The sequence below is a fragment of the Streptomyces sp. NPDC051677 genome (genome assembly GCF_044453465.1).
In the GTDB taxonomy this organism is placed as follows: domain Bacteria; phylum Actinomycetota; class Actinomycetes; order Streptomycetales; family Streptomycetaceae; genus Streptomyces.
Genome location: NZ_JBITCT010000014.1, coordinates 188,858 through 214,639 on the forward strand (window position 1 = coordinate 188,858; position 25,782 = coordinate 214,639).

General features: G+C 73.3%; 22 protein-coding genes. 14 read left to right on the forward strand and 8 right to left on the reverse strand.

Going from position 1 to position 25,782, the window contains the following annotated elements; all coding sequences use genetic code 11:
- Positions 1-41: 41 nt before the first annotated feature.
- Entirely contained in the window at positions 42-1,406 is a 1,365-nt protein-coding gene (locus ACIBAF_RS19075; RefSeq protein WP_399464369.1) for an SWIM zinc finger family protein, read from the reverse strand.
- Positions 1,407-1,573: 167 nt separating this feature from the next.
- On the opposite strand from ACIBAF_RS19075, the gene ACIBAF_RS19080 reads away from it, so the two are divergent.
- The 7 genes from ACIBAF_RS19080 (at position 1,574) to sucD (ending at position 11,299) form a co-directional block, all read left to right on the forward strand.
- Complete coding sequence (locus tag ACIBAF_RS19080) at positions 1,574-2,704, forward strand: AAA family ATPase (protein WP_399464370.1); 1,131 nt, start codon at positions 1,574-1,576, stop codon at positions 2,702-2,704.
- 127 nt (positions 2,705-2,831) lie between these two features.
- Positions 2,832-5,201 carry a DUF5682 family protein gene (locus tag ACIBAF_RS19085; RefSeq protein ID WP_399464371.1) on the forward strand — a complete coding sequence of 790 codons (2,370 nt, stop codon included), beginning with the start codon at positions 2,832-2,834 and terminating at the stop codon, positions 5,199-5,201.
- 184 nt (positions 5,202-5,385) lie between these two features.
- Positions 5,386-6,549, forward strand: coding sequence for a VWA domain-containing protein (locus ACIBAF_RS19090; RefSeq protein WP_399464372.1), 1,164 nt, complete (start codon positions 5,386-5,388; stop codon positions 6,547-6,549).
- A 115-nt stretch (positions 6,550-6,664) separates the two neighbouring features.
- Positions 6,665-7,597, forward strand: coding sequence for a hypothetical protein (locus tag ACIBAF_RS19095; RefSeq protein WP_399464373.1), 933 nt, complete (start codon positions 6,665-6,667; stop codon positions 7,595-7,597).
- A 102-nt stretch (positions 7,598-7,699) separates the two neighbouring features.
- Entirely contained in the window at positions 7,700-8,764 is a 1,065-nt protein-coding gene (locus ACIBAF_RS19100; RefSeq protein ID WP_399464374.1) for a hypothetical protein, read from the forward strand.
- Positions 8,765-9,185: 421 nt separating this feature from the next.
- Positions 9,186-10,364 (forward strand): ADP-forming succinate--CoA ligase subunit beta, encoded by a 1,179-nt coding sequence (gene sucC / locus ACIBAF_RS19105; protein WP_399464375.1) that lies wholly within the window; start codon positions 9,186-9,188, stop codon positions 10,362-10,364.
- 47 nt (positions 10,365-10,411) lie between these two features.
- Complete coding sequence (sucD, locus tag ACIBAF_RS19110; protein WP_079660326.1) at positions 10,412-11,299, forward strand: succinate--CoA ligase subunit alpha; 888 nt, start codon at positions 10,412-10,414, stop codon at positions 11,297-11,299.
- A gap of 79 nt (positions 11,300-11,378) precedes the next feature.
- Here sucD and ACIBAF_RS19115 read toward each other — a convergent pair whose 3' ends face one another.
- Positions 11,379-12,338 (reverse strand): RNA polymerase sigma factor, encoded by a 960-nt coding sequence (locus ACIBAF_RS19115; RefSeq protein ID WP_399464376.1) that lies wholly within the window; start codon positions 12,336-12,338, stop codon positions 11,379-11,381.
- A 67-nt stretch (positions 12,339-12,405) separates the two neighbouring features.
- On the opposite strand from ACIBAF_RS19115, the gene ACIBAF_RS19120 reads away from it, so the two are divergent.
- On the forward strand, positions 12,406-14,049 hold the full coding sequence (locus tag ACIBAF_RS19120; protein ID WP_399464377.1) for a DUF6350 family protein: 1,644 nt from the start codon (positions 12,406-12,408) through the stop codon (positions 14,047-14,049).
- A gap of 58 nt (positions 14,050-14,107) precedes the next feature.
- Here ACIBAF_RS19120 and ACIBAF_RS19125 read toward each other — a convergent pair whose 3' ends face one another.
- Positions 14,108-14,851 carry a hypothetical protein gene (locus ACIBAF_RS19125; RefSeq protein ID WP_399464378.1) on the reverse strand — a complete coding sequence of 248 codons (744 nt, stop codon included), beginning with the start codon at positions 14,849-14,851 and terminating at the stop codon, positions 14,108-14,110.
- A 281-nt stretch (positions 14,852-15,132) separates the two neighbouring features.
- Between ACIBAF_RS19125 and purN the strand changes: the two genes are divergently transcribed.
- Both purN and purH read left to right on the forward strand, forming a co-directional pair.
- Positions 15,133-15,762: a phosphoribosylglycinamide formyltransferase gene (purN, locus tag ACIBAF_RS19130; protein ID WP_399464379.1), complete on the forward strand. Its 630-nt coding sequence runs from the start codon at positions 15,133-15,135 to the stop codon at positions 15,760-15,762.
- Positions 15,759-17,342, forward strand: a complete 1,584-nt coding sequence (gene purH, locus ACIBAF_RS19135; RefSeq protein ID WP_399464380.1) for a bifunctional phosphoribosylaminoimidazolecarboxamide formyltransferase/IMP cyclohydrolase — start codon at positions 15,759-15,761, stop codon at positions 17,340-17,342. Before purN ends, purH begins: the two co-directional genes overlap by 4 nt.
- A gap of 81 nt (positions 17,343-17,423) precedes the next feature.
- On the opposite strand, the gene ACIBAF_RS19140 is transcribed toward purH, so the two are convergent.
- From ACIBAF_RS19140 to ACIBAF_RS19160, 5 genes are all read right to left on the reverse strand, one after another.
- Entirely contained in the window at positions 17,424-17,897 is a 474-nt protein-coding gene (locus ACIBAF_RS19140) for a hypothetical protein (RefSeq protein WP_399464381.1), read from the reverse strand.
- Positions 17,898-17,950: 53 nt separating this feature from the next.
- Complete coding sequence (locus ACIBAF_RS19145) at positions 17,951-18,856, reverse strand: hypothetical protein (protein ID WP_399464382.1); 906 nt, start codon at positions 18,854-18,856, stop codon at positions 17,951-17,953.
- Between the two features lie 160 nt (positions 18,857-19,016).
- Positions 19,017-20,609, reverse strand: coding sequence for a serine/threonine protein kinase (locus ACIBAF_RS19150; protein WP_399464383.1), 1,593 nt, complete (start codon positions 20,607-20,609; stop codon positions 19,017-19,019).
- Positions 20,606-21,379, reverse strand: coding sequence for an FHA domain-containing protein (locus tag ACIBAF_RS19155; RefSeq protein ID WP_399464384.1), 774 nt, complete (start codon positions 21,377-21,379; stop codon positions 20,606-20,608). The genes ACIBAF_RS19150 and ACIBAF_RS19155 overlap by 4 nt, the downstream gene beginning before the upstream one ends.
- A gap of 146 nt (positions 21,380-21,525) precedes the next feature.
- Entirely contained in the window at positions 21,526-22,143 is a 618-nt protein-coding gene (locus ACIBAF_RS19160) for a hypothetical protein (protein WP_399464385.1), read from the reverse strand.
- Between the two features lie 295 nt (positions 22,144-22,438).
- On the opposite strand from ACIBAF_RS19160, the gene ACIBAF_RS19165 reads away from it, so the two are divergent.
- The 4 genes from ACIBAF_RS19165 (at position 22,439) to ACIBAF_RS19180 (ending at position 25,565) form a co-directional block, all read left to right on the forward strand.
- Positions 22,439-23,293 carry a bifunctional methylenetetrahydrofolate dehydrogenase/methenyltetrahydrofolate cyclohydrolase gene (locus tag ACIBAF_RS19165; protein ID WP_399464386.1) on the forward strand — a complete coding sequence of 285 codons (855 nt, stop codon included), beginning with the start codon at positions 22,439-22,441 and terminating at the stop codon, positions 23,291-23,293.
- 61 nt (positions 23,294-23,354) lie between these two features.
- A complete protein-coding gene (locus ACIBAF_RS19170) occupies positions 23,355-23,837 on the forward strand; it encodes a DUF3017 domain-containing protein (protein ID WP_399464399.1) in 483 nt (160 codons plus the stop codon).
- 141 nt (positions 23,838-23,978) lie between these two features.
- Positions 23,979-24,437, forward strand: coding sequence for a helix-turn-helix domain-containing protein (locus tag ACIBAF_RS19175; RefSeq protein WP_399464387.1), 459 nt, complete (start codon positions 23,979-23,981; stop codon positions 24,435-24,437).
- Positions 24,438-24,545: 108 nt separating this feature from the next.
- Positions 24,546-25,565, forward strand: a complete 1,020-nt coding sequence (locus ACIBAF_RS19180; protein WP_399464388.1) for a helix-turn-helix domain-containing protein — start codon at positions 24,546-24,548, stop codon at positions 25,563-25,565.
- Positions 25,566-25,782 lie beyond the last annotated feature (217 nt).

Here is a 25,782-nt window from a genome sequence, read left to right on the forward strand (position 1 = left end):
GGCTCCCTTCTGTTGCCGTGGTCGTCGTGCGCGGGGTTCGGTCAGCACAGGCGCACCGGCTCTCCCGGCCCGGTCGGCCAGGCCGTCAGCGGGGTGAAGCCGCGGTGGCCGCACTCGCCGAAGACCCTGACGGGGGCGCCGCCCGAGAGGGCGACCAGACGCCACAGGCCGGCGCGGGAGGCCGCGGGGGTGAGCGGCAGGGCCGTGTCGCCGTCGGCGTCCGCCAGTTGCCAGGAGTCGCCGTCGGGGGTGGGGACGACATCGGTCAGGGTGAGGGGGACCGAGTCCTGCCACGGGTCGTGGCGCAGGGCCTCGCCGTAGCGGGCGGTCGCCTCGGACGTCGTCAGGCCCGCAGGGCGGGCGTCGGTGGGCATCGGCGGCGCGAACTGCTCGACGAGCGAGGCCCGTTGCTGTCCGGATCCCGGGTGTGCGGACAGCTCGGCGTCCAGGGCGAGGCCGACGGGAAGCGTGAGCTCCGGGGAGCGGCCCGCGGCGCCGTAGGAGAGGAGGAGCGCGGTGCGGCCGGAGGCGGCGCCGTGCAGCCAGATGCGGCGGGTCGTCAGTTTCGGGTCCTGCGTGTCGTACTGGGCGACCACCAGCCAGTGATCCCGCAGCCGTGGGCCCTCCGGTGCGGAGGGCAGGCCCACGCGGGTGCGGACCGTGGCCGCCAGGGCGGCCGGCAGCCGCTCGCGGTGCAGCCAGCCCTGGTCGAGGAGGTGGAGCAGCGCGCACTCCTCCAGCAGCCGCACCGGCCAGCCGGGACCGGACGCCGGGATCGCCCCCAACTCCCGTACGCGCGAGGCGAGTCCGGGGGCCTGGGCGTCGACCATGCGGGCCGCCGTCTCCTCCCACAGCCCGTACCCCGACTGCTCGGCCGTGGCCAGGCCGGAGCGCAGGAGATCGGCGAGTCGCTCCTCCAGCTCCGTCGCCCCCGCGGTGATCCGCTCGGCGCGTCGCTCCGCACGGCGGCGCGCCCCCTCCGGGTCGGCGGGCCCGGACCCGGAATCCGCCGGGCCCGCCTCCCGCTTCTCCCGCGTACGCCTGCGGTCGGCGATCCACTGCTCGGCCCAGTCCGGCGCCCGCCCCGCCGGCGCCGATCCCTCCCCCTCGGCCGACCAGAGCAGCAACAGCCCGAGCGCGTGCTTGCACGGGAACTTGCGGCTCGGGCAACTGCACCTGTACGCCGGGCCCGACGCGGCCGCGGCCGGGTGCGGGACGTCCACGACCGTCCGGTACGGCGTGCCGCCGCTGCCCGCGCACAGCCCCCACACCACCCCCTCCTCCGACCTGCCCGTACCCGACCACGGCCCGGCCGCGCCGAGTTTGCTCCCCGCTTTGCGTGACGCGGAGTCAGGCGCCAGTGCCAGCACCTGTTCCGCGGTCCAGCGCACCCCCTGCTGAGTCATGGCATCGAAGGTAGAGCCCACCACTGACAATCGGTCCGACGAGCGCCCGGCGACCGCTCGGCGAACGCGGTCGTGAGGACGTTTCCGCAGGTCGGATCGCATTGTCAGTGGCGTGGTGCACGGTGGACACCAGATCCGAACCGGCCGAGCTGGAGGGGGCCTCAGCCATGTCTGTGTCCGTAGATCCGACGTCCGTGAATCCGATGGGGAACGAGCCGGCGGAGACGTTGCGTCCGCACGCCGAGGACGCCTTCGCCGACGAACTCGCCGCGCTGGCCGCGCAGGACGACCGGCCGCGCCCCGCCCGCTGGAAGCTGTCGCCGTGGGGCGTCGCCACCTATCTCCTCGGCGGCGTCCTGCCGGACGGCACGGCGATCTCGCCGAAGTACGTCGGCCCGCGCCGCCTCGTCGAGGTCGCCGTCAGCACCCTCGCCACCGACCGGGCCCTGCTCCTGCTCGGCGTCCCGGGCACCGCCAAGACCTGGGTCTCCGAGCACCTGGCCGCGGCGGTCAGCGGTGACTCGACGCTGCTGGTGCAGGGCACGGCGGGCACACCGGAGGAGGCGATCCGCTACGGCTGGAACTACGCGCAGCTGCTCGCGCAGGGGCCTAGCCGGGACGCGCTGGTGCCCAGCCCCGTCATGCGGGCCATGGCGGAGGGGTCGACCGTACGGGTGGAGGAGCTGACCCGGATCCCGGCCGACGTCCAGGACACGCTGATCACCATTCTCTCCGAGAAGACGCTGCCGATACCGGAGCTGGGGCAGGAGGTCCAGGCGGTCCGCGGGTTCAACCTCATCGCCACGGCCAACGACCGCGACCGTGGGGTCAACGAGCTGTCCAGCGCCCTGCGTCGGCGCTTCAACACGGTGGTGCTGCCGCTGCCGGAGAGCGTCGAGGCCGAGGTCGACATCGTCACGCGGCGCGTCGACCAGCTCGGCCGCTCCCTCGACCTGCCGGCCGTGCCCGACGGCATCGACGAGATCCGCCGCGTGGTGACCGTCTTCCGCGAACTGCGCGACGGCGTCATCGCCGACGGCCGCACGAAGGTGAAATCGCCGAGCGGCACGCTGTCCACCGCCGAGGCCATCTCCGTCGTCACCGGGGGCCTCGCACTGGCCGCCCACTTCGGGGACGGCGTGCTGCGGCCGGGGGACGTCGCCGCGGGCATCCTCGGCGCGGTCGTCCGCGACCCGGCCGCCGACCGGGTCGTCTGGCAGGAGTACCTGGAAGCCGTCGTGCGCGAACGCGCCGGCTGGACGGACTTCTACCGCGCGTGCCGGGAGGTGAGCGCGTGAACGGCGGCAACGACAACGAGAAGAGCCGGGTCCCTGCCTGGGACCGGTACCGAGGAGTGGGGAGGGTGGCCGTGGACGACGACACGAAGTGGCCCCGCAGGTGAAGGGGACGGAAACGACCGGCGCCGTGGACAGCGATGCCCAGCGCGCAGGCACGGTGCGGCCGTTGCTCCTCGGGGTGCGTCACCACGGGCCGGGGTCGGCACGGGCGGTACGGGCGGCCCTGGAGACCGCCCGGCCCCGGACCGTGCTCATCGAGGGGCCGCCCGAGGCCGACGCGCTGATCCCGCTGGCCGCCGACGAGGACATGCGACCCCCGGTCGCACTGCTCGCCCACGCCGTCGACGAGCCCGGCCGGTCGGCCTTCTGGCCGCTCGCCGAGTTCTCCCCGGAATGGGTCGCACTCCGCTGGGCCCTGGACCACGAGGTCCCGGCCCGCTTCATCGACCTCCCCGCCTCGCACACGCTCGCGTGGGAGGCGGCGGAGGGAGAGGCGCCGGGCAGTCGTGGACTGCGCGGGGATCCGTTGGCGGTGTTGGCCGAGATCGGCGGGTACGACGATCCCGAGCGGTGGTGGGAGGACGTCGTCGAGCATCGGACCGCCGCGGCCAAGGATCCGTTCGCGCCGTTCGCCGCACTCGAGGAGGCCATGGGGGCGCTGCGGGAGACGCACGACACCGACGCAGGGGGGCACGGGAGCCGCCGGGACCTCGTGCGGGAGGCGTACATGCGCGTCCAGGTGCGGGCGGCACAACGGGAGTTCGGGCCGGACGGGGTGGCCGTGGTGTGCGGGGCGTGGCATGCGCCCGCGCTGCGCCGGAGCGTCGCCGTCGCCGCCGACCGGGCGCTGCTCAAGGGGCTGCCCAAGGTCAAGACCGACCTCACCTGGGTGCCGTGGACCCACCGCAGGCTGGCCCGGGCCGGCGGGTACGGCGCGGGCATCGACTCGCCGGGCTGGTACGCGCATCTGTTCGGCGCGCCCGACCGGCCGGTCGAGCGCTGGCTCACGAAGGTGGCGTTCCTGCTGCGCGAAGAGGACCGGATCGTGTCCTCCGCGCACGTCATCGAGGCGGTCCGGCTGGCCGAGACGCTCGCCGCGCTGCGCGTCCGGCCGCTGCCCGGCCTGAGCGAGACGACCGACGCCGTGCGCGCGGTGCTGTGCGAGGGCTCGGACGTCCCGCTGGCGCTGGTGCACGACCGGCTGGTGGTCGGGGACGTGCTGGGCGAGGTGCCGGCCGGCGCGCCCGCGGTGCCCTTGCAGCGCGACCTCGACCGGGTGCAGCGTCGACTGCGGCTCAAACCGGAGGCCGCCGAGCGGGAGTTGGCGCTCGACCTGCGCAAGGAGAACGACGCCGAGCGCAGCAGGCTGCTGCACCGGCTGCGGCTGCTGCGCGTCGAGTGGGGCGAGCCGGCCGCCTCGCGCGGCAGCACGGGGACGTTCCGGGAGACATGGCGGCTGCGGTGGGAGCCGGAGCTGTCCGTGCGGGTCGCCGAGGCCGGAGTGTGGGGCACGACCGTGCTCGCCGCGGCCACCGCCAAAGCGGAGGCGGACGCCGTCGGCGCGCGGGGCCTCGCCGAGGCGACCGCGCTCGCCGAGCGCTGCCTCCTGGCCGGGCTGCCGGACGCGCTTTCGACGGTGATGCGGGTCCTGGCCGACCGGGCGGCCCTCGACACGGACGTCGGCCACCTCGCCCAGGCCCTGCCCGCCCTCGTCCGCTCCCTGCGCTACGGCGACGTACGCGGCACCGACACCCGCGCCCTCGCGGAGGTGGCCGCGGGCCTCGCCGAACGGGTGTTCGTCGGCCTCCCCCCTGCCTGCGCCTCGCTCGACGCGGACGCGGCGGACGAGATGCGGCGCCATGTGGACGCGGTGCACGGGGCGGTGGGGATGCTGGCGGAGACGGCCTCACCGGAGCTCGGCGACGGTGAGCTGAGCGGCGGCGGTCTGCGGGCGCGCTGGCGGGGTGTGCTGCGGGCGTTGTCCGGGCGGGACAGCGTGGCCGGAGCCGTTCGGGGGCGTGCGGTGCGGCTCCTCCTGGACGAGGGGGAGCTGGATCCGGACGAGGCGGCGTGGCTCATGGGGCTCGCTCTGTCGCCGGGGACGCCGCCGCCGGACGCGGCCGCCTGGATCGAGGGCTTCGTCGGCGGCGGCTCCTCCGGGGGCGGGCTGCTCCTCGTGCACGACGAACGGCTCCTCGGGCTCGTCGACGGGTGGCTCACAGCGGTGCCGCCGGAGGCGTTCACGGACGTGCTGCCGCTGCTGCGGCGGACGTTCTCGGCGTACGAGCCGGGGGTGCGCAGAACGCTCGGGGAGCTGGTCCGGCGCGGGCCGGGGCAGAGCGGGCAGGCGTCGGCGGCCGGTTCGGGGGTACCTGGTTTCGCGGCCGAACCGGACGCCGGGCGCGCGGACGCCGTGCTGCCGGTCGTGCGCCTGCTCCTCGGGCTGGACGGAGCGGAAGAGGACGTCGACAACGACCTTGTGGGGGTGGCGGGATGACGAAGAACCGACTGAGGGAACCGCGAGAGGGCGCGCACGTGACGGCCGCCGGCAGAAACAACAACAGGACCAGGAATAACAGGACCATCAGCAACAACAGGAACGGGGTCGAGGCCGGTGGTCGCCCGGCGGCTGCCGTCGCGGTGATGCCGCTCTGGGAACGGCCTCGCACGGCGGTGCGCCGATGACGACCGAGGCGCTGGACCCGACGCAGGAGCGGCTGCGGCGGTGGCGGCTCGTGCTCGGCGGCGACCCGGCGGACGGTACCGAACACGGGCTCTCCGGGCGGGACGCCGCGATGGACGGAGCGCTCACCGCGCTCTACGGGAAGGACGACGCGGCGCGGACGGGGCGGGACCGGGCGGCGGGACTCGGGGCGTCGGCGCCGTCCGTGGCCCGCTGGCTCGGGGACATCCGGACGTACTTCCCCTCCTCCGTCGTGCAGGTCATGCAGCGCGACGCCATCGACCGGCTCGGGCTGTCCGCGCTGCTGCTGGAGCCGGAGATGCTGGAGGCGGTGGAGGCCGACGTGCATCTCGTCGGCACGCTGCTCTCCCTCCACAGGGCGATGCCGGAGACCACGAGGGCGACGGCACGGGCGGTCGTCCGCAAGGTCGTCGAGGAACTGGAGGCGCGGCTCGCCACCCGCACCCGGGCCGCCCTCACCGGCGCCCTGGACCGGGGCGCGCGGGTCAGCCGCCCGCGCCACCAGGACATCGACTGGAACCGCACGATCGGCGCCAACCTCAAGCACTACCTGCCCGAGTACGGGACGGTCGTGCCCGAGCGGCTCGTCGGGTACGGGAGGGCGTCCCAGTCGGTGAAGAAGGAGGTGATCCTCTGCATCGACCAGTCGGGGTCGATGGCGGCGTCGGTGGTGTACGCGTCGGTGTTCGGGGCGGTGCTGGCGTCGATGCGGTCGATCAGCACCCGGCTCGTCGTCTTCGACACGGCGGTCGCCGATCTCACCGACCTGCTCGACGACCCCGTGGACGTCATGTTCGGCACCCAGCTCGGCGGCGGCACGGACATCAACCGGGCGCTCGCCTACTGCCAGTCGCAGATCACCCGGCCCGCGGAGACGGTGGTGGTGCTCATCAGCGACCTGTACGAGGGAGGCATACGCGACGAGATGCTCAAGCGGGTCGCGGCGATGAAGGCGTCGGGCGTGCAGTTCGTCGCGCTGCTCGCCCTGTCCGACGAGGGCGCGCCCGCCTACGACCGGGAACACGCGGCGGCGCTCGCGGCGTTGGGCGCACCGGCGTTCGCCTGCACACCCGATCTGTTTCCCGAGGTCATGGCGGCGGCGATCGAGAAACGTCCGCCGCCCGTCCCGGACAGCGCCTGAGACCGGACAGCGCCTGAGACCGACAGCGCCTGACACAGGAGGGGGGCTTGCGCGACCTCGGGACGCGCGTGCAAGGATCGAGCGCACGTTGCCGCCGCACCGAGGACCTTCCCTCTTGATCTGGCCCACCGCTCTTCCCGTTGCCGCTCTGCGCGTCCTGCGCACGGCGGCCGGGCGGCGTGTGCTGCAACTCGCGTTGCTGGTGGCCGGGTTGTTCGCGCTCGGGTTCCTCTGCGGGGAACAGGCGCAGGCGGCGGAGGGCGTGCCGACCCCGAATGCCGTGACGACCCGGGTCCAGAGCCTGACTACGGCTGCGGTTCCAGCCCCGGCCCCGGTCGAGGTTCCTGAGGCGCGTGCCGTGGAACCCGCGCGTTCCTCTCGTACCGCCCTTCCCGTTGCCGACGAGGTCGTACAGCCCGTCGGTGAGGTCGTGGCGGCGGTGAGCGAGGAGTTGGGCCGGGCCGCGACGCCGGCTGCGCCTGTCTCGTCGTCGCCGACGTCGCCGTCGCTTCCGTCGCTGCCGGTCGTGTCGGACCTCCACGGCCTCTCCGACCTCCAGGACCTGCCGGGCCTCTCCGAGCTGCCCGGCATTCCCGCTCTCCCAGGGTTTCCGTCGCTTCCGTCGCTTCCGTCGCTTCCCGTGCGGACGCTTCCGGCGCCCGTCGCGCAGACGCCCGCGCCGGATCCCGCGGTGAGCCCGTCGGCGGACGGGCGCGCAGCCGGTGACCTGGCGACGGCCGAGAGCGCGGTGCCGTACGGGCCGGTGGGCTCTGTCACCGGCGGTTCTTCGGACGGCGTCGGTCATCGCGTCGCGCCCGCCCACACCGGCCGCGGTCCCCTGCCTGTGCGGCACGGGCCCGCCGGTGACCGCAATGGCGTGCTGGGCGGCGGGTCGGTGCTCGACGGAGGTGCGTCGCGGCACGGCGACGCGCATGCCGTCACGCCGTATCAGCGGGTGCCGCTGCGGCTGGCGCCCGGCAGTGCCGTGCGTTCCGACGCAGTCGGGACACGGGACAGGTTCCGGGACATTCCGGTCTTCCCCGGCTAGGGACAGGCGGTCTTCCCCCGCCCCAGACCTGCCGCGCGGGGGTGGAGCAGGTCTGCCCACCCGTCCGAAGTCTCGGAACCCTCCTAAGGATCTGACGCACGCATGAACAAGAACATCCGCCGTTCCCTCGTCGTAGCCGCCGGTGTCAGCGGCGCGTGGGCCCTCGGGTCCGCCGTCGCCAGCGCCGACGAACTGCCCGCCGCCTCCGTGTCCATGCCGGACGTGCCGACCACCGACGGAGCTGACGTGACCGACGTGACCGACTCTCTCCAGGGCGCCGTCAGCGACACGGCCCACACGGTCACCGCCACCACTTCCACCACCCCCACCACCGCCACCAAGCCCGCCGCCTCGGCCGTGGCCAAGGTGAAAGGCGGCGCCGCCAAGGCCATCCAGGGCGCCAAGGCCGCCCGTGCGAAGGCGCAGGCCCCGAACCTCCAGCAGAACGTCCACGACCACGACAGCGCCGTCGACTACCTCTTCGGCCCTCTCTCCGCCTTCGCCCCGGAGCTGGAGCAGGAGCAGGAGCACGTCACGGACGCGGTCGTTCCGCCGGTGGCGACCGCCGCCGTGGACGGCGTGGTCCCCGTCGCCCACGGGGCCGTGACCGGGGTCGTGCCCATCGCGGGCCGCGCGGTCGAGGGCGTGACGTCCGTCGCCGCCGGCACGGTCGCCGACGTGCACCCGTACGCCACGGGTGTCGCCGCCCAGGCCGTGCCCTACGCCACCGGGCTGGTCGGCCAGGTCACCGGGGACGCCGCGGGGGCCGTGCTGCCGCCCGTCGCGCGCACCGTCGTGGACGGCGTGACGCCGGTCGCCGGGCAGGCCGTCGTGGACGCGGGCGCGGTGGCGTCCGGTGTCGTGGGCGACGTCCGGCCGTTCGCCGGGGGAGTCGTCGGCGAGGTCCCGCCGTTCGCGCACGGGGTCGTCGGGGCCGTACAGCCGGTCGTCGACACCGTCACCGGCGCGGTCGACACGAGCGTCCGGCCCGTCGCCGACAGCGGTACCGCACTGGCGTACGGCGTCGCCGGCCATGCCGGGACCTTTGCGCAGGACCTGTCCGGGACCGTGGAGGCCACCGGCGGTCCGCTGGCCGGGCACGCCGTCACCGGCGTCCACGGCGTCGCCGAATCCGTCACCTCGGGCTACGCGGTCGGTCTCGGCTGATCCGTCGTCGACTTCGTGAGGCGGCAGGCCCCGGACGGCCGAAAGCCGTCGGCTTGTCCGGCCGAAACCTCGCGGACGGGGCGAGGTGGTCCCCATTGGGGTGGGGATCACCTGCCCTGCGCCCCTAAGGGGCTGTTCAGAGGGCCTCACCGGGCCAACCCCAACCCGGTGAGGCCCTTCCCCGCGTCCTCACTTCCGGCACGCGGTGCCAGTGAGCGCGGCATCATGTGACAGGTATCACCGCTCAGGTGTGACCCTCGATTTAGGGGCCTCCTGCAAGCAGCGATAACCTGCGAGACGGACATGCCGCGCGCTCGGACACCGTGTGCGCCTCCCCTGTGACTAGCGGACGTCACGTTGCCCTTCGCGGCACGCCCACGCATCCAACGAACCGCGAGATCACTGATAGGGACGGAAGCGCGTGGACCTGTTCGAGTACCAGGCGAGGGACCTCTTCGCCAAGCACGATGTACCGGTGCTGGCCGGTGAAGTCATCGACACGCCTGAGGCGGCCCGCGCAGCCACCGAGCGTCTCGGTGGCAAGTCCGTCGTCAAGGCCCAGGTGAAGGTCGGCGGCCGCGGCAAGGCCGGTGGCGTGAAGCTCGCCGCCACCGCCGACGAGGCGGTCGAGCACGCGACCAACATCCTCGGCATGGACATCAAGGGCCACACGGTCCACAAGGTGATGATCGCCGAGACGGCCCCGGAGATCCTGGAGGAGTACTACGTCTCCTTCCTCCTCGACCGTGCCAACCGCACCTTCCTCTCCATCGCGTCCGTCGAGGGCGGCATGGAGATCGAGGAGGTGGCGGCCACCCGTCCGGAGGCCGTCGCCAAGACGCCGATCGACGCCAACGAGGGTGTGACCCCCGAGAAGGCCCGCGAGATCGTCGCGGCCGCGAACTTCCCGGCCGAGGTCGCCGACAAGGTCGCGAACGTCCTGGTCACCCTGTGGAAGACCTTCATCGAAGAGGACGCGCTCCTCGTCGAGGTCAACCCGCTGGCCAAGGTCGCCTCCGGCGACGTCATCGCCCTGGACGGCAAGGTCTCCCTGGACGAGAACGCCGAGTTCCGTCAGCCGGGACACGAGGAGTTCGTCGACCACGCGTCGGCCAACCCGCTCGAGGCCGCCGCCAAGGCCAAGAACCTCAACTACGTCAAGCTCGACGGCGAGGTCGGCATCATCGGCAACGGCGCGGGTCTCGTCATGAGCACCCTGGACGTCGTCGCGTACGCCGGCGAGAACCACGGTGGCGTCAAGCCCGCCAACTTCCTCGACATCGGCGGCGGCGCCTCCGCGGCCGTCATGGCGAACGGCCTGGAGATCATCCTCGGCGACCCGGACGTCAAGTCCGTCTTCGTCAACGTCTTCGGCGGCATCACCGCGTGCGACGAGGTCGCCAACGGCATCGTGCAGGCGCTGAAGCTCCTGGAGGATCGCGGCGAGGACGTCACCAAGCCGCTGGTCGTGCGTCTGGACGGCAACAACGCCGAGCTGGGTCGTCAGATCCTCTCCGACGCCAACCACCCGCTGGTCCAGCGCGTGGACACCATGGACGGCGCGGCCGACAAGGCCGCCGAGCTCGCGGCTGCACGCTGACATTGCGCGTCTCCGACACGACAAGGAAGAGGAACTGAGAGACAGCCATGGCTATCTTCCTCAACAAGGACTCCAAGGTCATCGTCCAGGGCATGACCGGTGCCACGGGCATGAAGCACACCAAGCTCATGCTGGCCGACGGCACGAACATCGTCGGTGGCGTGAACCCGCGCAAGGCGGGCACGTCCGTCGACATCGACGGCACCGAGATCCCGGTCTTCGGCACGGTCGCCGAGGCGATCGAGAAGACGGGCGCGAACGTGTCCGTCCTCTTCGTGCCGCCGGCGTTCGCCAAGGCCGCCGTGGTCGAGGCGATCGACGCCGAGATCCCCCTCGCCGTCGTCATCACCGAGGGCATCGCCGTCCACGACTCGGCCGCGTTCTACGCGTACGCCGTGTCCCAGGGCAACAAGACCCGGATCATCGGCCCGAACTGCCCCGGCCTCATCACGCCGGGCCAGTCGAACGCCGGCATCATCCCGGGCGACATCACCAAGCCGGGCCGCATCGGCCTGGTCTCGAAGTCCGGCACGCTGACGTACCAGATGATGTACGAGCTGCGTGACATCGGCTTCTCCTCCGCCGTCGGCATCGGTGGCGACCCGGTCATCGGCACCACGCACATCGACGCGCTCGCCGCGTTCGAGGCCGACCCCGACACCGACCTGATCGTGATGATCGGTGAGATCGGCGGCGACGCCGAGGAGCGGGCCGCGGCCTTCATCAAGGACAACGTGAAGAAGCCGGTCGTCGGCTACGTCGCGGGCTTCACCGCGCCCGAGGGCAAGACGATGGGCCACGCCGGCGCCATCGTCTCCGGCTCCTCCGGCACGGCCGCCGCGAAGAAGGAGGCCCTCGAGGCCGCCGGCGTCAAGGTCGGCAAGACGCCGACCGAGACGGCGAAGCTGGCGCGGGAGATTCTCTCCGCGGGCTGAGCGGTCTGCCGGCTGAACGTTTGGTGGGCCCGTCCCCTCGGGGGGCGGGCCCACCGGCGTTTCCGCAGCCGGGTCGCTGTCACCTCGGCTCCGGGAGCAGTCTCTCCGGGCCATGAGCTGTTTGCGCACGCAGCTTTGCCCGAAGGTTCAGCTGGGTGTTCGAGAGGGGGCCCGCGGCCGCGCGCGGGGGAACGCCCTGCACCTGCTCGCCGGGGGGTACCGGGGCCTCGTACTGGGTGGGAGCCGTGCGCAGGGTCAGTGCGGTCGCACCGATGATCGCGACCGTGAACGCGATCGCCGACCTGGCCCAGAACTGGGCCCGCCGTTCGCCGCCCACGCGGACGGTGGGCGGCTTGGCCGCGCGCAGCCGTTCGGCGGACGCCACCTCGGTGAGCCTGCGGTGCAGTGCGGCCGGGTCCGCCAGTTCGGGCAGCCGCGCCGCGATCGCCTCACGCGCGTGGAGCAGCCGGTTGGCGGCGGCGGGCGTGCTCGCCTCCGTCTCCGCCGCGGTCTCCGGGAGGTCGAGGCCGACGCCGTCGTAGAGGAGGAGCGTGCGGCGGTACGGCCTCGGGAGGGTGAGCAGGACGTCCATCAGCGCGCGGTCGGACGCGTCGGGCGGGGGCGGTTCCGGGTGGCGGAAACGGGGGCGGAACCGGTGCCAGGGGGAGAGCGCGTACTCGTACGCCGTCGCCCGTACCCAGCCCGCCGGGTCGCGGTCCACGGCGACCTCGGGCCAGCGCTGCCAGGCAAGTTGGAAGGCCCGCTCGACGGACTCGCGCGCGAGTTCACGACGGCCGCAGAGCAGATAGGTCTGCCGGACGAGCGCGGGGGCGCAGAACGCGTAGAGGGCGTCGAAGGCCTGAGCGGGGGTCAAGGGGGCGGGGGTCAGGGGGGCGGGGGACGCCGTCGTCGGCAGCGGCTGGGGGCGGACCGGGCTTTTCGTCGGGCGCGCCGTCACCTGGCGTCGAGGCGCTGCCTCCTGGGTGTTCGTCACCTTGTCCGCTTTGGTCAGCGATGCCGGCAGCGCGAAAAAGTACATAAACGTATATTGAGCGACACAACGGGAGTTCGCCTGTTACGACGGGAAAGCGCGTGTCGTTGGCAGCATGACGGTCGTGATCCAGACGACCGCTCGCCGACTGTCCCCGTCGCCTCTGTTCGCCCGGATGCGCGACCGCTCTCCCGGACTCGCCGCCGGTCTCCTGGGCGGCGCCCTCGCGGCCGGGCTGGGGCTCGGTTCGTTCGCCGTGCTCGTCATGGTGCTGTGGATCAGCTCGCCGTATCCCGACAGCGGGCCGGGGGGTGCGCTGCATGTCGCCGCCGCGCTGTGGCTGCTCGCGCACGGCGCGGAACTGATGCGCGTCGACACGCTGTCCGGGGCGCCGGCGCCGGTCGGCGTCACGCCGCTGCTGCTGCTCGCGCTGCCGGTGTGGCTGGTGCGGCGCGCCGCGCGGGACGCGGTGGACGGGGGCGGCAGCGCCGGTGACGGTGTGCTCGTGGGCGCCCGTACGGCGTGGGCGGGGGTGGTGCTCGGGTACCTCGCCGTGGCGGCGGGCGCCGCCTGCTACGCCGCCGCCGGCGGTGCGTTGCGGCCCTCGTGGGTGTGGACGGGGGTGTGCGTTCCGGCGGTCGCCGTCATGGCCGCCGGGGCGGGGGTGTGGGAGGCCTGCGGTCGTCCGCAGGGCCCGGTGGAGAGCGCGCTGCTCGTGTTGCCGCGCGAGGTGCGACGGTTGGTCCTCGGGGCGGAGGGCCGGGAGCGGGTCGCGGTCGCCGGGCGGGCGGCGGGGGCGGGGGCTGCGGTGCTCGTCGGGGGCGGGGCGTTGCTGGTGGCGGTGTCGTCCGGGTGGCACGCCGGCGCTGCCCGGGAGGCGTTTCTGCAGCTGACGGAGGGGTGGTCGGGGCGGTTCGCGGTGCTGTTGACGTGTGTGGCGCTGGTGCCGAACGCTGCGGTGTGGGGGGCGGCGTACGGCCTCGGGCCGGGGTACGCCCTCGGGGCCGGTCATGTGGTGTCGCCGGTGGCCTCGGATCCGGCGCCGTTGCTGCCGCCGTTTCCGCTGCTGGCGGCGGTGCCGGAGGCGGGGGGCGGGACGTGGTGGAACTGGGCGGCGGGGCTGGTGCCGGTGGCGGCCGGGGCGACGGTCGGGGTGTTCGTGGCGCGGGCGGCGCGACCGGGTGGGGGCGGGTGGTCGCGGGGGAGGACTGTCGGGGTTGTCGTGCTGGCGGGGGTGGTGTGCGGGGTGCTGGTGGGAGGGCTGGCGGGGTTGGCCGGTGGGCCGTTGGGGGTGGGCGCGTTGGCTCGGTTCGGGCCGGTGTGGTGGCAGGTGGGGGGCGCGGTGGTGCTGTGGATCGTGGGGGTGGGGGTTCCTGTGGGGGTGGGGGTGCGGGGGTGGCGTCGGCGCGGGGAGTGGGGCGCGTGGAAAGGGCGGAAGGGGTGGACGGGGCGGAAGGGGCGGACGCTCTGGGGACGGCGGAAGGGGCCGGGGCAGGGGGAGAGTTCCGGTGCGGCGGTTGCCGCGGAGTCGGAGCTGTACGACTTCGCGCGGGTTGAGACTCCCGTGCCCCCTGTGCCTGCCGTGCCTGCCGTGCCTGCCGTCCCGCCCATGCCTGCCGTGCCCGTCCAGCCGTTCGAGCCTGTCGCGGCTGTCGAGTCGGTGGACCCGGTGTGGCACGAGGATGCGGCTCGGGAGGCACGCTGGGCGGCGCTGCGGGAGTTGGGCGACGAAGGGGAGGCAGGAGAGGAGAGGCCCTGAACGGGCCTCTCCTCAAGCGCCGGACGGGCTGCTGGGGGCTCGCCCCAGGCGACCTCGCTCAGGCGTTGGCCCCCAGGATGTCCTTCAGTTCTTTCGGGAGGAGGTCGTTGCAGCCCTGCTTCGCCTCGTTGGTGAGGGCGTCGTTCGTGCAGGTGTAGTAGTCGCTGTAGACGAACTGCGCGGTGAAGCTCGCGGCGACCAGGGCCAGGGCCAGGGAAGCGGTGACCAGGCCGGTGACGGCCGCGGTCCGCTGGGGGCGGCCCGTGGGCTCGGGGGTGTCGGGGTCGGGGGTGCGGGGCTTGCTGCGCAGGGCGCTGATTCCCCAGTTCAGGGCGAGTGCGCCGAGCAGCAGGGCCACGTACGGCCAGCCGAAGAGGGCGAAGAAGAAGGCCCACATGCCGCAGAGCAGGGCGTAGCGCGCGCGGCGCTGCGCGGGGTCCGTGGGGTCCCAGCGCTTGCCGGGGTCCGTGCCCGGCCCGCCGCCCTCGGGGCTGTTGCCGCCGCCGGGGCGCTCGCCGAAGCCGCCGGGGGAGCGGCCGGGCTGCTGGTCGCTCCACTGGCTGCCCCACGGCGCCCGCCCGCCCTCGGGGCCGCCGCCCGCCGGGGGCCGGGGCTGCCACGGGCGGTCCGGGGCGCCCTCCGGCGGCGGGGCGAAGGGGTTGTCGTCCTCGGGGGGCTTGTTGTCGCCCGAGGGGGCGTCCGGGGGAGAGGCTGGGCGCTCCCGCAGCAGCACGGCGCCGCGCTCCCCTCCCTGCGGTGACTGCGGGGGGAGCGTGAGGAGTCGCAGACTGCGGTCCGGCATCAAGTGAGCGTCTTCCCCTAGGAGATACGGCGTCTGGCGTGAGCTGTCACTTCGGGAACGCACCGCACCACCACCGCGTTCCCGAGCCCGCTCGCCCCAGACGCTACCTTCCGGCCACGCCCCCGTCCCGTGGGGGCCGCCCGGTGTGCCGGTATCGTTGCTGACGGTCGGCTGATTCGTAGGCTTCCCCGTATCCGGGGGCGCGATGCATTCGTACGAAAGTACAAGCCCACGTCCAGGCCCGCCACCCCGTACGTGCTTCCCCGAGAAAGGGCCCCACCGTGGCCGCCAAGCCCGTGGCCAAGCGCCTCGTCGTCCTGGTCTCCGGATCCGGTACGAACCTGCAGGCTCTCCTCGACGCCATCGCGGACGCCGGCGTCGACGCCTACGGCGCCGAGATCGTGGCCGTCGGGGCCGACCGGGACGGCATCGAAGGGCTCGCCCGTGCCGAGCGGGCCCGGATCCCCACCTTCGTGCGCCGGGTCAAGGACTTCGGGACCCGCGAGGAGTGGGACGCCGCTCTCGCCGAGGCCGTGGCCGCCCACGAGCCCGACCTCGTCGTCTCCGCCGGGTTCATGAAGATCGTGGGGAAGGAGTTCCTGGCGCGGTTCGGGGGACGGTTCGTCAACACCCATCCCGCTCTCCTCCCCAGTTTCCCGGGGGCTCACGGGGTGCGGGACGCCCTCGCGTACGGGGCGCGGGTCACCGGCTGCACCGTCCACTTCGTCGACGACGGCGTCGACACCGGACCGATCATCGCCCAGGGCGTGGTCGAGGTCCGGGACGAGGACGACGAGAGCGCTCTGCACGAGCGCATCAAGGAAGTCGAGCGAAGGCTGCTCGTCGAGGTCGTGGGGCGGCTCGCCCGCAACGGCTATCGCATTGAGGGACGAAAGGTAGTTATCCAGTGACCGCCGACAGCACTGTCACGGCCGAGAGCAGCAAGCGGGGCATCCGTCGCGCGCTCGTCAGCGTCTACGACAAGACCGGTCTGGAGGAGCTCGCGCGCGGGCTGCACGAGGCGGGCGTCGAGCTCGTCTCCACCGGGTCCACCGCCTCCCGCATCGCCGCCGCCGGCGTCCCCGTCACCAAGGTCGAGGAGCTCACCGGCTTCCCCGAGTGCCTGGACGGCCGGGTCAAGACCCTGCACCCCAAGGTCCACGCCGGCATCCTCGCCGACCTGCGGCTGGAGAGCCACCGTCAGCAGCTCGACGAGCTGGGCGTCGCGCCGTTCGACCTGGTCGTCGTCAACCTGTACCCGTTCCGCGAGACCGTCGCCTCGGGCGCCTCCGACGACGAGTGCGTCGAGCAGATCGACATCGGCGGGCCGTCCATGGTGCGCGCCGCCGCGAAGAACCACCCCTCGGTGGCCGTGGTCACCAGCCCGGCACGGTACGGCGACGTCCTCGCGGCCGTCCGCGGCGGCGGCTTCGACCTCGCCGCCCGCAAGCGGCTCGCCGCCGAGGCCTTCCAGCACACCGCCGCCTACGACGTGGCCGTCGCCTCCTGGTTCGCCTCCTCCTACGCGCCCGTCGACGAGTCGCAGTTCCCCGACTTCCTCGGCGGCACCTGGGAGCGCCAGAACACCCTCCGCTACGGCGAGAACCCGCACCAGCCCGCCGCGCTCTACGTCGACGGCAGCGGCGCCGGTCTCGCGCAGGCCGAGCAGCTGCACGGCAAGGAGATGTCGTACAACAACTACACGGACACGGACGCCGCGCACCGTGCCGCGTACGACCACGCCCAGCCGGCCGTCGCGATCATCAAGCACGCCAACCCGTGCGGGATCGCCGTCGGCGCGGACGTGGCCGAGGCGCACCGCAAGGCGCACGCGTGCGACCCGCTGTCGGCCTTCGGCGGCGTCATCGCCGTGAACCGGCCGGTCAGCAAGGAGATGGCGGAGCAGGTCGCGGAGATCTTCACCGAGGTCATCGTCGCGCCCGACTACGAGGAGGGGGCCCTCGAAGCCCTCACCAAGAAGAAGAACATCCGCGTGCTGAAGGCGCCCGCCGGGCCCGCGGGCGTCGTGGAGCTCAAGCCCATCGGCGGCGGCGCGCTGCTCCAGGTCGCCGACCGTCTCCAGGCCGACGGCGACGACCCGGCCCACTGGACCCTCGCCACCGGCGAGGCGCTCTCCGACGCCGAGCTCGCCGACCTCTCCTTCGCCTGGAAGGCGTGCCGGGCCGTGAAGTCCAACGCCATCCTCCTCGCCAAGGACGGCGCCTCGGTCGGCGTCGGCATGGGGCAGGTCAACCGGGTCGACTCCGCGAAGCTGGCCGTCGAGCGGGCGGGCGCCGAGCGCGCCCAGGGCTCGTACGCCGCCTCCGACGCCTTCTTCCCGTTCCCGGACGGGCTGGAGGTCCTCGTCGAGGCCGGCGTCAAGGCCGTGGTCCAGCCCGGCGGTTCGGTCCGCGACGAGCTGGTCGTCGAGGCCGCGAAGAAGGCCGGCGTGACGATGTACTTCACGGGGACGCGCCACTTCTTCCACTGAGCCGACACGGGTCGGTGCGTACGACGCGAGACGGGCGGTCCGGCAGCAGGCCGGACCGCCCGTCTCCCGTCTCTCCGCGGCTCAGGTCAGCCAGGTCGCGCACTCGCCGGCGGTCACCCAGCGGTGCGAGCGGATGTTGTTGTCCACGATGGGATGGCCTGCGTTGAAGGAGTTGTCGGACAGGTCGTCCGCGAAGTACTCGTTCGGGGACAGGCAGGTGTAGGTCATCTCGTAGTTCTGCCAGACCCAGAACTGGACGACGTCCTTGCCGCCGGTGTAGCCGGCGTTCATGACGGACGACGCCTTGTCCCAGGCGTTCTCGAAGCCCCCGCCGGCCGCGTTCCAGTCGGGGTCGGCGCCCGCGGTGTGGCCCAGCAGCGTGCCCTGGCAGTCGTAGCCGTCCCAGGCGTAGACCTGGCCGTTGCGGCCCGGCCACTTGTTGTTGCAGCCGGTGACCTGGACCCCCGTGTCGGCCGCCTGGGCGGTCGTCGCGGGCACGGTCAGGCCGAGCGCGGTCAGGCCGATGACGGCCGCCGTGACAGCGAACTTGCGCATGACGGTTCCCCTCGTTCGGTTGTGGTGCGTTTCTTGGTCGGTGCGTCGACGCGTCAGGCGCGCTGCGGCACGATGTGCACCGCGCGGTCGTACGCCTGGCGCTGGAGGCGCCGGTAGGTGTCGAGCGCCTCGCCGTACCGGTCCGGGAGCCGGTCGACGTAGTGGGTCTCGCGGGCCGCGGCCACCGGCTTCAGGGAGGTCGCGCGGGCGCAGGTCGCGTCGGCGACCGCGGTCTTGCGCTCGGTCGCGAACGCCTGGTCGGCGCCGGCCGGGCCCAGCCGCGCGGTGTTCGCCCGTATCGCGTCACGGGCCGCCTGCGGGTCGGCGTAGGACAGGCCGGACTTCTTCATGCACGTGGACCAGGCGGTCACGGCGGCGGTCAGCTGCCGGTCGTGCATGAGGTCGCCGGAGTACAGCGCGTTCAGGCCGGTGGCGGTCTTGGACGCGCGGAACCAGTCGCCCAGGTCGCCGTAGAGGGCTTTCTCCGCCTCCGCCGTGCAGCCGCCGAGCCGGCTGCGGACCTCGCGGGTGCCGCCGGGGAGCTTCGCCGAGACCACCTGGACGTCGTCGCCGCCGTCGAGAGCCTTGTCGAAGGCGGCCCGCCGGGCGGCGGACAGGCCCTGCCGGTAGACGGCGACGGGGTTGTGCAGCCGCACCTGCTCCTGCGCGGCGTCGATCCGGCCGCCGTAGCCGTACGTCCGCGCCCATGCCACGTCGTCCTGCACGAACCGCACCGGCATGCTCTCGCGCAGGGTCAGGGTGCGGTCCTCCCCGTACGTGAAACCGTGACGCTTCATGCACCGGGCGGTCAGGCGCTGCTGGGCGTCGGAGACGCGGAGTTCCTGCTGCCAGGTCAGCGGCTGCGGCCGGGCCGCGCCGGAGGACTCGTCGTCCTGGGCGCAGCCGGCCACCGCCGTGACCGCCGCCATCGCGCACACCGCGGCGAACGCCCGCTTCATGGTCCTACCCCCGCTTCCCCCGTGGGCCCCGTGGCCGTTCTGCGGCCGTTCCGGCTGTCGGTGCGGGGTCCGGCCCTCCCCCGAGGGGGCCGAACCCCGCACCGACGCAGGACCAAGGTGGCGGGAAATCATGCCTGCCGGTACCTCTGACTTCACAGGGTCACGTGCGGCCCGGGGGCGTGTACTCCTTGAGGTAGTGGGCGACCTGGGTCGCGTAGTCGCGGGTCTCCGACGGGACGCCGCCCGCCTTGTTCACCACGTCCCACGAGGTGCGGTAGGCGCTGGCGACCAGGACGCGCCGGTCGCCGGGGAGTCCGGCCTTCAGACGCGGCGCGATCCAGCACAGGTAGCGGCCCATCGCCGGGATGGACTCGGCCGGCGGGAAGGGGGGCGACGGGACGGCCTCTCCGGGGGCGCCGTCGGCGTTCATCCACCAGCGCAGCACCCTCGGGGTCCAACGGGCGATGCCGTACTCGTTCGCGGCGGGGTCGGAGAGGTCCGGATCGAAGTCGCTCTCGACCTTCAGCATGGCGGCGATGAGGGAGGGGGTGACGGCCGGTTGGCTGCAGTCGTGCGCCGTCTCGACGATCAGCAGCCGGTACGCGGCCGGTACGCCCTTGTCGGTGCGCAGGTCCACGGCGCCGTACTGCGCGGCCGGCGTCACCGACGCGCTCCCGCCGGGCGCCTTGTCGTCGCCGGAGGCTCCGTCGCCGGTCCAGGCGCTGATGCCGTAGCCGAGAGCCGCCAGGGTGACGGCCGTCAACGTGACGGCCAGGATCGTCGTACGGCCGGACGGGCGGCCGGGAAGCAGCCGGAGCCGGCCGCCGGTCGGGGCCGTGCCGGCGGCCTTCTCCACCCGGCGCAGCAGGGCCTGGGCGCCGATCCGGTCGGCGTGCGTGCGGGCCAGACAGGCGCGGACGATCTCCCGCCAGTCCTCCGGGAGTTGGGGCGACAGGCGCAGTTCGGCGGTGCCGCGGGCGTAGGCGACGGCCGCGTCGCGGCGGGCCGTCGGCGTGCCGCCGGGCAGCGGGAAGGAGCCGGTGAGGACCAGGTGCGCGAGGACGCCGAACGCCCACACGTCGGCGGAGGGGCGGATCCGGCGGCCGCGTTCGCCGATCTCGGCCCACAGCAGCTCGGGCGGGGTGTAGTCGGGGGTGGAGAAGGCGGGGGTGTAGGCGTGCGTGCCCTCCAGTTCGGCGGCCATGTTGAAGTCGGCGAGCCGGGCCGAACCGTCCTTCATCAGCAGGACGTTGGCCGGTTTGAGGTCGCCGTGCACCCAGCCCTCGCGGTGCAGCTGGGCCAGGCCCGCGCAGACCTGGGCGAGCAGGGCCGGCCCGGCCGCGGGTCCGGCGTCGCGTCTCAGCAGCGCCGACAGCGAGTCCTCGGCCTTCTCCAGCACCAGCACGGTGGCGCCGTCGAGTTCGGGCCGGGACGGGTCGTCCACGGTGAGCGTCTCATAGAGGCGGATGAGGCGCGGGCTGCTGAGACGGCTCAGCAACTCCACCTCACGCTCGGCCAGTTCGCGCAGAGGGGCGAGCTGGCGTGGGGTGTGGGTGCCGGTGGGCAGGAACTTGAGGGCGGCCGTCTCGGGAACCTCCGACCCGTCCGCCGCGTCCCCCGGGGCATCGTTGTCAGCAAGGTCCCGCCGGGCCGCGTACACGCTGCCGAACGCCCCGGTCGCGATCGGCTCCCGCACCTTCCAGCCGCCCACCCGGTAGCCCCTGGGGACCTGGACGGCGTACGGCTCGGTCACCGCACCACTGCCCGGTCGGCGGGCGCGGGGGCTGTCAGGACGACGAGGTCGTCCTCGCGCACCAGGTCGAAGCGGAGCGCCAGCGACACCAGGGACTCCTTCTTGCCGTTGAGCCGCGGGCCCGGTTCCGCCGTGTCGGGGCCGGGCTTGAGGCGCAGCTTCACGGCCAGGTAGTCGATGTTCCACTGCACGGAGGTGCGGGAGGCGGCGGGCCAGCCCGGGCGCAGCCGGGCGACGACCTGGTCGACGGTGGGCAGCGGGGCGTGCGGTTCGCCCCGCAGCCGGGGCTCGCACAGGGCGGCCAGCACCGCGAAGTAGCGCTTTCCGCGGTCGAGGGAGAAGGCGGGCGCCGTGGTCGCGCCGGTGAGGCCCGACGCGGCGCCCAGGTAGTCGTGGCGCGGCGCCCACACCTCGAACGTCAACAGGTCGCCCGCCGCGGGCAGCACGATCCGGGCGAACTCGAAGGGGACGGGCGCGTCCAGTCGTCCGGGCCCGACCTTGACGTGCTCGCCGGCGCCCTCCGGGTTGTCCACGACGTACGTCTGGTCCCGGCTGAAATTGCTCAGTATCCAGAACGCGCCCTGCGCGGTGATCTCGCCGGCGCGCCGGGAGACGCCCTCGTGCGGGATCTCCAGGTCGTTGTCGTGCGCCGACCGTCCGAAGGTCAGCCGCTCACCGGGGGCGAGCCGCAGCTGCCCTGGTTCCCGGCCGCCGGGTCCGTCCTCCCGCTGTACCAGAGGTACCGGAGGTACGACGATGATGCTGTACACGGTGTGTCACCCCGTCCCCACCCGCCCTTACGGCATCAGAGTGGGTGACGGGACGGGGCCGTGTCACGACGCGACACGGCCCCGGCGAGGAATGGCGAGAAGACGCCGTTGCGTCGATCTCCGTCGCGCTGGTCCGGCTGCCGTCGTCAGTACCGCGGACGGCTGAACCAGGCCCCGCCGCTGATCATCGCGGAGAGGATGATGCCGCCGAACGCGAGCGAGATGACGCCCCCGAAGGTGCCCGAACCGCCCGCGCCGTTCACGATGTTGCCCAGGCTGCCCAGGATCATCAGCGACGCGTACACGATGGTGGTGACGCGGATGCCGCCGCGGCCGGTCTTGAACTTGACGCCCAGGAAGATCGAGAGGCTGCCCAGCGCCAGCAGCAGCAGCGCGACCAGGATGACGACGCCCGTCGCCATGCTGCTGTCGTCGCCGGAGCCGAAGGCGTTGGACGCGTCCTGAGTGGCGCCGGCCAGGATGCCGACGATCACGCCGAACAGGAGCTGCAGGCCGGCCAGGATGAACAGCAGTACCCGGGCGGTCTTGACCAGACCGGGCATTTCCTGCGGGACGCCGTAGCCGTACCCCTGGGGAACCGGCGGGGCCTGCGGGTAGCCGTAACCGGGCTGCCCCTGGGGAGCGGTGGGGTAGCCGTAGCCGGGCTGGCCGGGCGGCGGGCCCTGCGGCGGATAGCCGGGCGGGGGACCCTGGGGCGGGCCCTGCGGCGGGCCGTAGGGGTTGTTCGGGTCGCCGAAACTCATGGCGGTCCTTCCTCCGTGTGCATGCGAGTGCGGGGACGACGGGCAGCCTGGTTCGGAGGAAGGTCTACAGATGCGGTCGTCCCCCCGGTACTGCCCGCGGCACTGTGACGGCAATCGTTCTGCAATGGTCGGTTTGTTGTCCAGCCGCATTCCGCGGCATTCCCCAGGTGTTGTGCAAGTGCAACATCATTGATCACGAACGCACAGGTCCGGGTGGCGCCCGGCCTCCCGCCCGCACCCCGTACGGCGTCACCCGGATTGGAACCGGGGGGCCGTCATCCGGGAGGATGGGCCCATGACCGCCCAGATTCTCGATGGCAAGGCCACCGCAGCCGAGATCAAGTCCGATCTGACCGCCCGAGTGGCGGCGCTGAGGGAGAAGGGCGTGACGCCCGGCCTCGGCACGATCCTCGTCGGCGCCGACCCCGGCAGCCAGAAGTACGTGGCCGGCAAGCACCGCGACTGCGCCGAGGTCGGCATCGCCTCCATCCAGCGCGAGCTGCCCGGCACGGCCACCCAGGAGGAGATCGAGGCGGTCGTCCGCGAGCTGAACGACGACCCCGCCTGCACCGGTTACATCGTGCAGCTGCCGCTGCCCAAGGGCATCGACGAGAACCGCATCCTGGAGCTGATGGATCCGGCCAAGGACGCCGACGGCCTGCACCCGATGAACCTCGGCCGGCTGGTCCTCAACGAGCCGGCGCCGCTGCCCTGCACCCCCAACGGCGTGCTCACGCTGCTGCGCCGGTACGGCGTCGAGATCAAGGGCGCCGAGGTCGTGGTCGTCGGCCGCGGCGTCACCATCGGCCGTCCCATGCCGCTGCTGCTGACCCGGCGCAGCGAGAACGCGACGGTGACCCAGTGCCATACCGGCACCCGGGACCTCTCGGCGCACCTGAAGCGGGCCGACGTCATCGTCGCCGCCGCGGGCTCCGCCCACCTGGTGCGGGCCGAGGACGTCAAGCCGGGCGCGGCCGTCCTCGACGTCGGCGTCTCCCGCAACGCGGAGGGGAAGATCGTGGGCGACGTCCACCCGGACGTCCGCGAGGTGGCCGGCTGGATCTCCCCGAACCCGGGCGGCGTCGGCCCGATGACCCGCGCCCAGCTGCTCGTCAACGTGGTTGAGGCGGCGGAGCGCAGTGTCGCCTGAGGGCGCCTCCGGCAAGGCCGAGGACAGGGACGCCGAGGACGGCATGGACGCCACGGACGGCATGAACGACGTGAACGGCAACGACGTGAACGACGGGGACGACATCGAGGTGCGCGACCCGGTCAGCGCCCCCGGCCCGGACGGCGTGCCGCGCCGCACCACCCGCCGTTTCCCGAAGTTCACCCGGGACACCGCGCGCCCCGAGGGCGCCGGCCGGGCCGCGAACGGCGACGCGCTGGCCGCCCGGCAGTGGCCGATCATCGCCGTCCTGGGCGTCGTCGCGCTCGGCCTGCTGCTGACCGCGCTCGACGTGTTCCGGATCGGCACCATCCTGATCGGCGTCGGCCTGCTGACCGGCGCGGTCCTGCGCTGGCTGCTGCCCGGCGTCGGCATGCTCGCCGTCCGCTCCCGCTTCACCGACATCGTGACCTACGGGGTGCTGGGCACCGCGATCGTCCTGCTGGCGCTGATGGCCCAGCCCGACCCGTGGCTGCAGATCCCGTTCCTGAAGGACACCCTGCACTTCACGGTCACCAGCAACTGACGTACGGCGGCCCGTCCCCCTCTCCCGGCTCTTCCGGGAAGGACGGGCCGCCGACGCGTTCCGTCCCGGCCGGCCGCGCCCCGGGAACCGTCCGGCCGCCCCGCGTCGTCCCCTCAACGGATCGAGGGAGAGGTGGGCGGAATGGGCGCCTGGCAGCCGCTGCCGGACGGGCTGCCGTCGGAGGTACGGCACTTCGTGGAACAGTTGCGGCAGCTCAAGGACGGTACGGGCCTCAGCCTGGCCGCGCTCGGCGCGCGCACCGCGTACAGCAAGTCCTCGTGGCAGCGGTATCTCAACGCCGTCCAGCCGCCGCCCCGGCAGGCCGTCGCCGCGCTGTGCAGGGTCGCGGGACTGGCCGGCGCGGAGGCCGAGCGCCATGTCGTGCGCTGGGAACTGGCGGTCGAGGCCTGGCCCCGGCCGGCGTCGGCGAACCCGGCCGGGGAGTACGAGGACGATCCGACGGTCCCCTGGTGGGAGCGCCTGGAGGAACCCGCCCCGGAGCCCGCGCCCCGCCCTGCCGGACGCCTCCTGCTCTACGCCGTCCTGCTCCTGCTCGCGCTGCTGCTCACGGCCGTCGGGGGAGCGGTCGTCTTCGGCTGATGTGCGCTCGTCGTATCGATACGTTGACAGTTCGGGTATGTGTCCCGAATCGTCTGCACATCGGGTCTAACGTGACCGATGGGCGACTTGGCGGAGGGAGGGGGTTCGATGCCTCGGTGGAAGGCCCTGCCGGACGAACTCGACCCACAGGTACGGGAGTTCGCCGAGCAGTTGCGGCGGGTGGTGGACCGCACGGGACTGAGCGTCGCTGCGGTGGCCGACCGCACGGGCTACAGCAAGACGTCCTGGGAGCGTTACCTCAACGGCCGGTTGCTCGCCCCCAAGGGCGCGGTGGTGGCGCTGGCCGAGGTTACCGGCACGCCGCCCATCCATCTGACGACCATGTGGGAGCTGGCCGAGCGGGCCTGGAGCCGCTCGGAGATGCGGCACGACCGGACCATGGAGGCCGTCCGGATCGCCCAGGCGCGCGCCGCGCTCGGGGAGTTCGGGCCGCCGCCCGAGGTGCGGGAGGGCGGCGCAGGGCGGGAGAAGGCCGAGGCGCGTGAGCAGGGTGATGTACGGGTCGCGGTGACTCCGGGGATCGCGGGCCCGGCGGGCGTGTCGCCGACGATTCCGCCGTCGCAGGGCGGGTCCGGCGGGCCCGGCGGCGCCGGCGGCTCCGGATCCCCGGGCGGCGGACCGCGGCGGACGGCGATGTTCCTGGCCGGAGTCGTGGGGGTGGTGATCGTCGTCGTGGGGGCGTTCCTCCTGACCGACGGCGGGGACGCGAAGCAGGCGGTGGGAAACGTCAAGTCGCCCTCCCCGCTGGCCAGTTCGGCTCCTGTCCTGCCCTCCGGGGTGCTGTGCAGCGGCTCCGGCTGCACGGGCCGGGACGCCGAGCGGATGGGGTGCAGCGGCGATCTCGTGGAGACGGCGAAGACCGCGACGGTCGGGGCGATCCAGGTCGAGGTCCGCTACAGCAGGACCTGCCAGGCGGCCTGGGGCCGGATCACGCAGGCCGCGCAGGGGGACGGGGTGCGGGTGACCGTCGGGTCGGTGCGGCAGACCGGCAGCATCACCGTCGCCGGCGACACGATCGCCTACACGCCGATGGTGGCGGTGAAGAGCCCGGCGGACGCGAAGGCGTGCGCGGTGCTGGCGTCCGGGCAGCAGGGCTGCACGCCATAGCGCCCGCCTGCCGGGTGAAGGAAGCGGCGGGGAAAGACCGCGAAGAAAGACGGTGGACAAAGACCGCGGAGAAAGACCGCGGAGAAAAACTGCGGCGAGAGGAATAGCCCCGTCCGCGCGGGGCACGCGAACCGTACCCCCACGGGAGTCCGGCGCGACCCGGTACCCCCACCACGGCGGCCGCTCGGTTCCTCCTCTCCCGGACCGGCGGCCGCCG